General features: G+C 69.3%; 9 protein-coding genes and 1 pseudogene. 4 read left to right on the top strand and 6 right to left on the bottom strand.

Annotation, left to right across the window (positions count from 1 at the left end):
- Positions 1-86 precede the first annotated feature (86 nt).
- The gene (locus AC1DSO_RS23810; protein WP_477071168.1) at positions 87-1,208 is read right to left on the bottom strand and encodes an acyltransferase family protein; all 1,122 of its coding nucleotides are present in this window, start codon (positions 1,206-1,208) and stop codon (positions 87-89) included.
- Positions 1,209-1,293: 85 nt separating this feature from the next.
- On the opposite strand from AC1DSO_RS23810, the gene ligA reads away from it, so the two are divergent.
- From ligA to AC1DSO_RS23795, 3 genes and pseudogenes are all read left to right on the top strand, one after another.
- Positions 1,294-3,645 (top strand): NAD-dependent DNA ligase LigA, encoded by a 2,352-nt coding sequence (ligA, locus tag AC1DSO_RS23805; RefSeq protein ID WP_477071167.1) that lies wholly within the window; start codon positions 1,294-1,296, stop codon positions 3,643-3,645.
- Positions 3,621-4,255 (top strand): annotated as a pseudogene (locus tag AC1DSO_RS23800) (3'-5' exonuclease). The gene ligA and the pseudogene AC1DSO_RS23800 overlap by 25 nt, the downstream one beginning before the upstream one ends.
- Positions 4,256-4,377: 122 nt before the next feature.
- Positions 4,378-4,794 (top strand): DUF2147 domain-containing protein, encoded by a 417-nt coding sequence (locus tag AC1DSO_RS23795; protein WP_477071166.1) that lies wholly within the window; start codon positions 4,378-4,380, stop codon positions 4,792-4,794.
- A 126-nt stretch (positions 4,795-4,920) separates the two neighbouring features.
- Here AC1DSO_RS23795 and AC1DSO_RS23790 read toward each other — a convergent pair whose 3' ends face one another.
- From AC1DSO_RS23790 to AC1DSO_RS23775, 4 genes are all read right to left on the bottom strand, one after another.
- Complete coding sequence (locus tag AC1DSO_RS23790; RefSeq protein ID WP_477071165.1) at positions 4,921-6,732, bottom strand: aminopeptidase P family protein; 1,812 nt, start codon at positions 6,730-6,732, stop codon at positions 4,921-4,923.
- Between the two features lie 47 nt (positions 6,733-6,779).
- Positions 6,780-7,238: a hypothetical protein gene (locus AC1DSO_RS23785; protein ID WP_477071164.1), complete on the bottom strand. Its 459-nt coding sequence runs from the start codon at positions 7,236-7,238 to the stop codon at positions 6,780-6,782.
- A 61-nt stretch (positions 7,239-7,299) separates the two neighbouring features.
- Positions 7,300-8,166: a 50S ribosomal protein L11 methyltransferase gene (locus AC1DSO_RS23780; RefSeq protein WP_477071163.1), complete on the bottom strand. Its 867-nt coding sequence runs from the start codon at positions 8,164-8,166 to the stop codon at positions 7,300-7,302.
- 40 nt (positions 8,167-8,206) lie between these two features.
- Positions 8,207-8,707, bottom strand: a complete 501-nt coding sequence (locus tag AC1DSO_RS23775) for a hypothetical protein (protein WP_477071162.1) — start codon at positions 8,705-8,707, stop codon at positions 8,207-8,209.
- A 100-nt stretch (positions 8,708-8,807) separates the two neighbouring features.
- Between AC1DSO_RS23775 and AC1DSO_RS23770 the strand changes: the two genes are divergently transcribed.
- Positions 8,808-9,992, top strand: a complete 1,185-nt coding sequence (locus tag AC1DSO_RS23770; RefSeq protein WP_477071161.1) for a low temperature requirement protein A — start codon at positions 8,808-8,810, stop codon at positions 9,990-9,992.
- A 33-nt stretch (positions 9,993-10,025) separates the two neighbouring features.
- On the opposite strand, the gene AC1DSO_RS23765 is transcribed toward AC1DSO_RS23770, so the two are convergent.
- Entirely contained in the window at positions 10,026-10,202 is a 177-nt protein-coding gene (locus AC1DSO_RS23765; protein ID WP_477071160.1) for a hypothetical protein, read from the bottom strand.
- Positions 10,203-10,943: the final 741 nt, after the last annotated feature.

Below are 10,943 nucleotides of genomic sequence, written 5' to 3'. Positions count from 1 at the left end.
GCGGAGAGCCGGGACCCAGGGGCCGCCGCAGTGCGCTTGGCCCCTGGGTCCCGGGTCGGCTTCGCCGCCCGGGATGACGAGAAAAGTTAGGCCTGGGCAGGCGTGGCCGACACCGCCACGTCACGCACCCGCGCCTCACGGCCCTTGATCCACCGCTGCAGCGGCGCATCCACCAACCGCTCGAACACCCAAGCCGTCACGATCGCCGCCGGAATGGCCGCCGCCCACAGCGCCCATTCGGCGCCCGCCGGCAGGCCAATCTTGTTTTCCACGGTCCGCACCAGACCGAACCACACCGCCGCCGTCAGGGCATTGGTCAGGAACAGCGAGAACGACAGCCGCCCCGCCGCGCCGGCCCAGCGCCAGGCCTGGGGCTTGGATGCGCCGGCGGCGTAGATCAGGAAGCCCAGCAGGGCCAGGCTGAAGTGGTCGAAATTCCCCAGAGCCTGGACGCCGATGACGATCGCCAAGGTCGCGGCGGCCAGCGGAAGGGCTTGGCGGCGCGCCAGGGCGGTGACCGGCAGGCGAGCGACCAGCAGGCCGATCATGAACAGCGGCACGCCCCGGATCAGGCCAAACCGCAGCGGCAGCTGGTAGCCGTGGACGCCGAACAGGATCAGCGCCGTGAAGTCGATGGCCACATAGGCGCAGACGCCCATGGCTAGCAGCTGCACCGGCCGGTTGGTGGCGGCGACCTTGCGCCAGACCATCGGAAACAGGGCGTAGGCGACGATCAGGGCCGAGAGCGTCCAGGTCGGGACGTTCCAGCCCGAGGTCCCCGGCACGAACCAGGCCTGGACCAGGAAGATCTGCGGCAGCAGTTGGTCCCACTGGAACCACTGCGGGTTTTGCGGGGCCAGACCGACCACGCTGGTCAGCACGAAGAACGCCACGAACAGGGCCAGCATGGCCAGGTGCGGCGGCCAGATGCGCTGCACGCGGCGTTTCAGGAAGGTCAGGGTGTCGACATCCGAACTCAGCACGCGCGGGCCGTAGGTGCGCGCCAGCACGTAGCCCGACAGCATCAGGAAGAAATCGGTCGCCAGATAACCGCGCCCGAAGGCCGGCGACAGGCTGAACAGCGACACCGGCGCCCGCTCGGCCACGTGATAGAGCACGATGAACAGCGCCGCCAGGAAGCGCAGGGCGTCCAGCGGCCCGTCTCGCGACAGGACGGGTAGGGCAGGGACTGTGCCGGCTTTGAACATCGTGGACTCCTTCGAGCCACCGGTCGCAAGGTCCGCGCCACGTTGCTAACGTGCCGACTTCTCGCCGCCTTCGGATTCGCCGCCCGTGTCTCAGATCCCCGTAGCCGATCTCACCGAAGCCCAGGCCGTGGAGGAGCTGGAGCAGCTGGCCGACGCGCTGACCGCCCACGACTTGGCCTATCACCAGCAGGACGCGCCCACGATCAGCGACGGCGAGTACGACGCCCTGAAGCGCCGCAATCTCGACATCGAGACCCGCTTCCCGCACCTGGTGCGCGAGAACTCCCCGTCCATGCGCGTGGGCGCGGCGCGGGCCGAGCAGTTCGCCCCGGTCGAGCACGGCGTGCCGATGCTGAGCCTCGACAACGCCTTCTCCAATGACGAGGCGACCGAGTTCGACGCGCGAATCCGGCGGTTCCTGCGGCTGTCGCCGTCCGACACCGTCGCCTACACCGCCGAGCCCAAGATCGACGGCCTGTCGGCCTCGCTGCGCTACGAAAAGGGCGTGCTGGTCCAGGGCGCGACGCGCGGCGACGGCCGGGTGGGCGAGGACGTCACGGCCAACCTCCGCACCATCGCCGACATCCCCCATCGCTTGAAGGGCTCGGGCTGGCCCGACGTGATCGAGGTGCGCGGCGAGGTCTATGTCGAGCTCGAAGCCTTCGCCGCCTTCAACGCCGCCGCGCTCGAGGCCGGGCAGCGGACCTATGCCAACCCCCGCAACTTCGCCGCCGGTTCRCTGCGCCAGATCGATCCGAAGATCAGCGCCCAGCGGCCGCTGCGCTTCTTCGGCTATGCCTGGGGCCTGATCTCGGGTCCGTTCGCCGACAGCCAGTGGGGAGCGCTGGAAAAGCTCGCCGAGTGGGGCTTCGTGACCACGGCCCCGCCGGCCCGGCGGGTCGAGAACGCCCAGGGCCTGCTCGACATCTACGCCGCGTTCGAGACCCTGCGGCCCACGCTCGGCTTCGACATCGACGGCGTCGTCTACAAGGTCGACGACCTGGAGCAGCAGCGGCGTCTGGGCTTCGTTTCACGCTCTCCGCGCTGGGCCATCGCCCGCAAGTTCCCGGCCCAGCGGGCCCGCACGATCCTCGAAGCCATCGACCTGCAGGTCGGCCGCACCGGGGCGATCACGCCGGTGGCGCGGTTGAAGCCGGTCACGGTCGGGGGCGTGTCGGTGACCAACGCCACCCTGCACAATGGCGACGAGATCGCCCGCCTGGACGTCCGCATCGGCGACACGGTGGTGATCCAGCGGGCCGGCGACGTGATCCCGCAGATCGTCGAGGTGGCCTTGGACGCGCGGCCCGATCCGGTCCCGGACCCGTTCGAATTCCCTCACGTCTGCCCGTGCCCGCTGCAGACGCCGCTGGCGCGCGAGGTCAACGCCTCGGGCCAGGAATCGGTGGTGCGCCGCTGCACCGGCGAGTTCGCCTGTCCGTTCCAGCGGGTCGAGCACCTGCGCCACTTCGTGTCGCGCCGCGCCTTCGACATCGAAGGCCTGGGCGAGAAGCAGTTGCAGGCCTTCTTCGAGGAGGGCTGGATCACCGAGCCGGCCGACATCTTCAAGTTGGCCAAGGACGAGGACAAGCTGACGGCGCTGCGCGAGCGCGACGGCTATGGCGAGACCTCGGTGGCCAACCTGATCAAGGGCATCGAGGCGCGGCGCACGATCGGCATGGACCGGATGATCTACGGCCTGGGCGCCCGCGACATTGGCGAGACCACCTCGACCGTGCTGGCCCGCAACTTCGATCGGTTCGAGGATCTGCAAGCCGCCGCCGAAGCCGCCGCCGAGGGCCTGCCGGGGGAGACCTATCTGGAGCTCTCGACCGCGCCCGGGGTCGGGCCCAAGGCGCTGGACACCCTGATCGAGGCGGGGAAGGGCGGGCCGATGGCCGATCCCTGGCCGCAAACCGACGACTTGGAGATCAAGATCGGCCACGCGGTCCCCAAGCTGACCAAGCCGGCCCGCGCCGCCCTGGCCCAGCGCTACGGGACCTGGGACGCCTTCGCCGAGGGCTTGGCCGCCGCCGCTTCAGGCGCGCCGGGCGACGACTATCTGCATCTGGCGGCCATCGACGGCGTGGGTCCGGTCGCGGCTCAGTCCTTGGCGCGGTTCTTCGCCGAGGAACACAACCGCGCCAAGGTCGCCAATCTGGTCGCCGAACTGGACATCCAGCCCGTCGCCAAGCCGAAGACCGACACCGCCGTGGCTGGCAAGACCATCGTCTTCACCGGCGCGCTGGAGAAGATGACCCGCGACGAGGCCAAGGCTCAGGCCGAGAGCTTGGGCGCCAAGGTCGCCTCGTCGGTGTCGAAGAAGACCGACCTGGTGGTCGCCGGCCCCGGCGCGGGCTCCAAGCTGAAGACCGCCACTGAGCTGGGCGTCCAGGTGATGACCGAGGACGAGTGGCTGGCGATGGTGGGCGCGTGAAAGTCATCGCCCTCGACTTCGAGACCGCCAACGAGCAGCGCGCCAGTCGTGCTCCATCGGCCTGGCCTGGATCGAGGATGGTCAGGTGGCGCGGATCGAGCACCACTACATCCGTCCGCCCGGCAATCGCTTCGCCTCATTCAACATGGCGTTTCACGGCATTCGGCCCGAGCATGTGGCGGACGCCGACGAATGGCCGGACGTGCTGGAGCGTCTGCGGCCCGAACTGGAGGGCGCGTTGGTGCTGGCCCACAATGCGTCGTTCGACGTCAGCGTCATCCGCCGGACCTGCGAGCACTATGACGTGCGGGCGCCGGGCTTCGACTATCTTTGCACGGTGCAGGTGGCCCGCGGGGTCTGGCCGGACCTGCCCTCGCACAAGCTCAATGTGGTCTGCGGCCATCTGGGCGTGACCTTCGCCCACCACGACGCGGCGGCCGACGCCTATGCCTGTGGGCAGGTCGCCCTGGCGGCCACGTCGCTGAACAGCCTCGCCCACGTTCGTGAGCTGCCGGGACGGCTGGGCATGACCTTGGGCCGGCTGGACCATGACGGCTACACGCCGCCGCGCGGGGCGCCGAAGTACCGTCGGCCGATCTATGCGGGCTGAGGCGGATCGCCGCGACCGCAATTCCCGCCTCCTTTTCGCCTTCGGCCTTGTCCTGACTGAAGGGATCGCGCAACGAGGGACTCAAAACGCGCGTTGGAAGACGCGCCACTAGGGAGAAACAGATGATCCGCACCGCCTTGATCGCCGCCGCGTTCGCCGCCGTCTCGGGCTCGGCCTTCGCCGCCGACGTCACCGGCCTGTGGGCCACGCCCGGCAACGGCGGCCAGGTCGAGATCGCCCGCTGCGGCAACGCCCTGTGCGGCAAGCTGGTGACCTCGAACAACATCAAGACCGACCCGACCCTGAAGGACTCCAAGAACAAGGACGCGTCCCAGCGCGGCCGGACCTTGAAGGGCCTGCAGATGCTGTATGACTTCACCGGCGGCCCGACCAAGTGGACCGGCGGCAAGGTCTACAATCCCGAGGACGGCGGCACCTATTCGGGCACGATCGAGCAGCTCAGCGACACCCAGCTGAAACTGAAGGGCTGCATCGTGGCGCCGTTCTGCAAGACGCAGGTGTGGAACCGGATCAAATAGGGTTGCTACTGGCCCCCTCCGAGCCTGCAGCCCTCCTCCCCCGGAGGGGGAAGAAGGACGCGGTTCCCTTCCGCCCCCTCCGGGGGCGGACGACCGCGAAGCGGTCAGGTGGGGGCAAGTGACCGCCTAAAGCGGCGCGCAGACGGCTTCCATCCAGGCCCGCACGTCCGCCTCCACCCGCGGCCCGATCTCGCGCAGCACCCGCGCGTGGTAGGCGTCGACCTGGGCGACCTCTTCGGCCGTCAGCATCGCCTTGTCGATCAGGCGGCGGTCGATCGGGGCCAGGGTCAGGGCCTCGAAGCGGTGCATCGGCCGGTCGCCGCCTGGGACGGGCTCGGCCGGCATGACGACCTCCAGATTCTCGATGCGGATGCCGTATTCGCCGTCCTTGTAGTAGCCGGGCTCGTTCGAGACGATCATGCCGGGCTGCAGGGCGATGGTGTTCGGGGCCTTGGAGATCCGCTGCGGGCCCTCGTGGACGCCCAGATAGACGCCGACGCCGTGGCCGGTGCCGTGGTCGTAGTCCAGGCCGTGGGCCCACAGCGCCATCCGCGCCAGGGCGTCGATGGCCGAGCCGGTGGTGCCGGGCGGGAAGCGCAGACGGGCGATGGCCAGGTGGCCCTTCAGCACGAGGGTGTTGCGGTTGACCATTTCGGCGCTCGGCTCGCCGATCGCCACCGTGCGGGTGACGTCGGTGGTGCCGTCCAGATATTGGCCGCCGCTGTCGACGAGGAGCAGCGAGCCCAGCCGGGCGCGCTCGTTGCTGCGCTCGGTTGGGCGGTAATGGGGCAGGGCGCCATGGCCGTTGGCCGCGCCGATGGTGTCGAACGACAGGTCCTTCAGCACGCCCGTCGCTTCACGGAAAGCCTCCAGCTTGGCGACGGCCTCCTTCTCATCCGGCGGGCTGACCTGACCCTCGGTGGCCAGCCAGTGCAGGAAGCGGGTCAGGGCCGCGCCGTCGCGACGGTGCGCCTCGCGCGTGCCATCCAGCTCGACGGGGTTCTTGCAGGCGCGGGGCAGGGTGCACGGATCTATGGCCCGCACGACCTTGGCGCCGGCGGCGGCCAGGGTGTCGAAGTACCAGGCCGAGGACTGGCCGGGATCGACGACCACGGCCTTGCCCGAAAGGTCGCCCAGCGCCTCTTCCAGCTTGTCTGGCGTCTCCAATGAGACCTGATTGCCCAGCCAGGCGGGCAGGTCGGTAGTGACCTTGGCGGGCGCGATGAACAGCCGCGCCGTGCCGTCGGCGTTGAGGATGGCTTGCGACAACGGTAGGGGCGAGCGGATCACATCGCCGCCGCGGATGTTGAACAGCCAGGCGATCGAGGCCGGGGCGGTGATCACGGCCGCGTCCGCGCCGAACGCGCCCACCGAGGCGCCGACCCGGGCGCGCTTGGCGCTCGACTCTTCGCCGGCATATTCGACGTGGTGCGGCACGATCGGGGCTATCGGCTGAGCGGGGCGGGCCTCGCCCCAGGCCAGGTCGACGGGATTGGCGGCGACGGGCTTGAGCACCGCGCCGGCCCGGCTGGCGGCGGCCTTCAGGCCTTCCAGGGCCGAGGGGCTGTGCAGGCGGGCGTCGTAGCCGATCACCGCGCCCTTTTCGGCGGTCTCCAGATAGGCGGGCACGCCGCCCTCGACGAGGTCGCGGATCTCGAACACGCCCTGGTCGACCTGTTCGCGGACCTGCAGCGTGTAGCGGCCGTCGACGAACACGGCGGCGCGGTCCTTGAGGATCACGCCGGCGCCGGCCGAGCCGGTGAAGCCGCTGGCCCAGGCCAGGCGGTCGTTGGCGGCGGGCAGGTACTCGTTTTGGTGCTCGTCCTCGTGCGGCACGAGGAAGCCGTCCAGCCCCTGGGCGGCCATGGCGGCGCGGATCAGGGGGACGTGCTTGGGGCCAAAGGACGGGTCGGTGGATTCATCGAAGGTCTGGCGCATGCCTCGATGTAATCCGCCGACCCGGCCCTGGAAAGGGGACGAACTTTCTACGGTTGCTGGGGCTGCGGTTGCGCCGGCGGGTTGTCAGGCGAGGCGGCCTGGTCGTTGCGGCTGGCCGCGGCGCGGTCGGCGGCGTCCCGGGTCGCCTGGGCGGCGTTGGCGGCGGCCTGCTCGGTGTCGCGGCGCGCCTGATCGGCGGTTGAGCGGGCGTCGCGAGCGGCGGTCTCGGCGGCGGCCTGGGCGGTCTGAGCCGCGCCTTGGGCGCCCTCGACCAAGCCTGACTGGCGGCCTTGTTCCTGGGCCTGCTGCAGCTGGTTCTGGTCGGGGCCGCTCGGGCGCATCATCAGGAAGCCGACGGCGATCACCGCGACGATGGCGATCATGCCGGCGATCAGCCAGCCGGCGTTGCCGGAGCCGCTCTCGCGGACTTCGACGCGGCGCTCCTGTAGCGGCGTTTGGGGCGGCGGCGTCTGGGGCGGCGGGGTTTGAGGATCGGTATAGGTCACGGGCGTTTCCTCCAGCCTATGGACTGTGGTTGAAGGAACGTGGCCGTCGACCCGCCGGTTCCTACGGCCTTTGCAGCACCAAGGTCGCCCAGGCGTCGCGGTGGATGCGGTTCACGACCTTGAAGCCGCGCGACAGATAGGCGGCCTTGACCATCCGCTCCTGGGTGCGCAGCAGGCCCGACAGGATCACCGTGCCGCCGGGAACCAGGGCGCGCTTGATGTCCTGAGCCAGGCTGATCAGCGGCCGGGCCAGGATGTTGGCGAACACCAGGTCGTAGGGCGCGTTCTCGGCGACGAGCTTGTTCGACAGGCCCGAGGCGTGGACGAAGCGGGCGTTGGCCTTGTTGACCTCGGCGTTCTCCTTGGCGATCCGCACGGATGGCTTGTCGATGTCGGTGCCGACCGCCAGCTTCGTGCCCGTGCGGGCGGCGGCGATGGCCAGCAGGCCAGTGCCGGCCCCGACGTCCAGGACCTTGTTGAAGCGACGGGCCTTGATCAGCCGGTCATAGGCCTGCAGGCAGCCAACGGTGGTGCCGTGGTGGCCGGTGCCGAACGCCGCGCCGGCCTCGATGCGCAGGTTGATCGTGCTGGCCGGCAGGCGACCGCGATCGTGCATGCCATAGACGAAGAACCGGCCGGCCCGCACCGGCGGCAGGCCCGACAGCGCCATGGCCAGCCAGTCGGCGTCGGCCAGGGTGTCGCGCGTGACCTTCAGGTCAAAGCCCGCCAGCAGAGTCATCAGGCCTTCGTCTTCGTCTTCCGTGGTCGGGAAGGCGTCGATGCGCCAGATGTTCTTGTCCTCGTCTTCCTCCAGGATGGAGTAGGTCGCGCCTTCCAGGCCCGGATGGTTGTCGATGGCGTCGGCGGCGGTCTCGGCTTCGGCGCGCGCGCCGCGGGCGACGATCTGCTGGGGCGTATAGTCGGTCATGCCGCTCCCACTAGAGTGAGACGGCCGAAAAAGCGAGCCTTCAGCGCGTGGTCATGCCCGTCGCCGCCGCGTCGGCCAGCACCGCCGGGACCGGCTGTGGCGCGCGATCCTCGGGCAGGGAGACGTCGAGGATGTCGCCGCGCTCGGACGCCCAATGGGGACCGTCGGGATCGGGCGGCGCGGTCGCGGGGCCATGGGCGCTGGCCTGGTAGGGCGGGATGTCCGGCATCGGCGGGGGTTCGTAGGACGGTTCCTCGTACGCGGCCATCTGAATCGGCGGCGGCTGGGTCGCGTTCAGGAAGTCGGTGCCAACCACATAGTCGGGGACCTTGCCGGCCGGCCACGCGATCGGTTCGGCCATGGCCTCGGCGCTGGTCGCGGCGGGCGACATCTCGGGCGTGTAGAGCGCTTCCTGCGATCCGGTCCGCATGACCAGCCCCGCCACGACGCCGATCGCGGCGCAAACCGGCGCGCCGTAGGCGATCGGACGGGTGAGGGCGAAGGCCTTCAGGCTTTCCAGCAGATGTTCGAACCGGTCCATGCCGAGATAGCGCGCGGCGGCCGCTTTTGGTTCGAAGCTGGACGAAAGCCTCTCGCGAGACTCGCCGTCACGCGGCTAGTTTGCCCGCGAAGGGGACGCCATGACCGACCGCACGACGCCGCTATTGCGCCAACGCCGCGCCGACGAGCACGCCCGCGTCACCTATGTGGAGCTGTTCTTCGACCTGGTCTTCGTGTTCGCGGTCACCCAGCTGTCGCACGCCGTGCTGGCCCATCCGACGGGGATGGGGCTGCTGCACGCCGGCCTGCTGCTGCTGGCGGTCTGGTGGGCGTGGATCTACACGGCCTGGGTCACCAACTGGCTGGACCCCGAGCGGTCGCCGGTGCGGATCATGCTGTTCGTGATGATGGCCGCGGCCCTGGTGCTGTCGGCCGCCATTCCCGATGCGTTCGGCAAGCGGGGCCTGGTGTTCGCGGCCGCCTATGTCTTCATCCAGGTGGGGCGGACCCTGTTTTTCGTGGTCACCGTCTGGCGCGAGCCCGAGCATCGCCTGAACTTCGTCCGCATCCTGTCTTGGATGGCCTTCTCGGCGATCTTCTGGATCGCCGGCGCCTTCCAGCAGGGCGAGGCGCGCCTGCTGGTCTGGGCCTTGGCCATGGGCCTGGAATATGTCGGGCCGGCCCTGGGGTTCTGGACGCCGGGCCTGGGCCGCTCCAACGCCAATGACTGGACCGTCGAGGGCGCGCACCTGGCCGAGCGCTGCGCCCTGTTCACGATCATCGCTTTGGGGGAGTCGATCATCGTCACCGGGGCCACGGTCGCGGGCCTGCCATGGAGCATCGAGGTGATCGCCGCCTTCGCCAGCGCCCTCGTTTGCAGCATCGCCATGTGGTGGATCTATTTCTCGTCGACGGCCGAAGCGGCCAGCGAGGCGATCGCCCATTCGGCCAATCCAGGGGCCATCGCCCGGGTGGCCTATACCTATAGCCACCTGCTGCCGGTGGCCGGGATCATCGTGGCGGCGGTCGGCGACGAGTGGGTGCTGCACCATCCGTTGGGCCACACCGACTTCAAGATCGCCGCCGCCGTGATCGGCGGGCCGGCTCTGTTCCTGTTCGGATCGGTGGTGTTCAAGCTGGCCGTGTTCCGGCGGTGGTCGCATACGCGGATCGTCGGCTTGGCGCTATTGGCGGCGACGGTTCCGGTCGCGGGCCATGTCAGCCCGCTGGCGCTGTCCGTGCTGACGACCCTGGCGCTGGTGGCGGTCGGGGCGTGGGAGACGGTGGCGAAGCGGCCGGAGGGACGGGCGGAGAGCCCGTCCTGAGACTTAGGCTGGCAGCGCCAGCCAGGTTGGGGGTCAGCCGATCTGTTCGATGACCATTTCGCGCAGTTCGGCGCGGGTCAGGCCGGGCCAGGCCCAATCGGACGTGGCGGGACGCGGCGCGGGCTTGGCCGTGTGAAACGGCGATTGAGCGTTGGAGGCGATGCGGGGCGCGCGTTGAAGAGCGGCCGCGCGGGTAACGTTGGTTTTCATAAAATTCCAGACAAGGGCGTGGCGTGTCGCCAGCCCGTAGAGATCAAAGGGTTGGAAAAATCCGCCCGGAACCGTCGAGGACGGTGGGGGCGATGGAGCGCCTGAGCGTTCGGTCGAAGCGACCGCGAGCGTTTGGCGGCTCTCTGACTAGCATATGGTTAGCCGCTTGTCGCGTTCAACCCCCGCGACACCGAGGCGCAGGCGCAGCTGCTTCGTCGGGAGAGAAGAAGACCAACAAACCCGTGTCATCCCGGCCGAAGCGCAGCGTAGGGCCGGGACCCAGGGGCGGCGCGCATGGCGTTCACGCACCCCCTGGGTCCCGGACAGCGCCTACGGCGCTTCCGGGATGACACGGTGTTTTGTACGGAAGTACGGGGATTGAGCGCGCTGTATCCCCGGCATTCGTGAAGAAGAGTCTCACGAAATCAGCCGCTTCTCACTTTTATGCGCCGCTGAATGATCCGCGTTCAGCCCCGCGCCATACTCATAGCTGTCCCCGTCGCAAGGGGAGGGCGCTTGGATCCGGCCCGAAGCGGCGATGGGGATAGGCTGAGCGGGGTCGCTGTTAGGTCCCCGGCTGGCTCGTCAGGCCACGTGGCTTACTCTTTAGGAGCGCACGTGGGTGGCGGACTTGTCGGGACAAGGCCGAGCGGCGAAACGACAGGGCGGTGATCGATCCAAAACCGCCTATCGTGGATCGCCGAGCTGGAGACGGAGTAGCCGATCCAGTTGGTCCACGCC

This window comes from Caulobacter sp. P4_E5 (genome assembly GCF_056401555.1).
The sequence above is the reverse complement of the archived record's forward strand: the minus strand, read 5'-3'. Positions and strand labels throughout refer to the sequence as shown.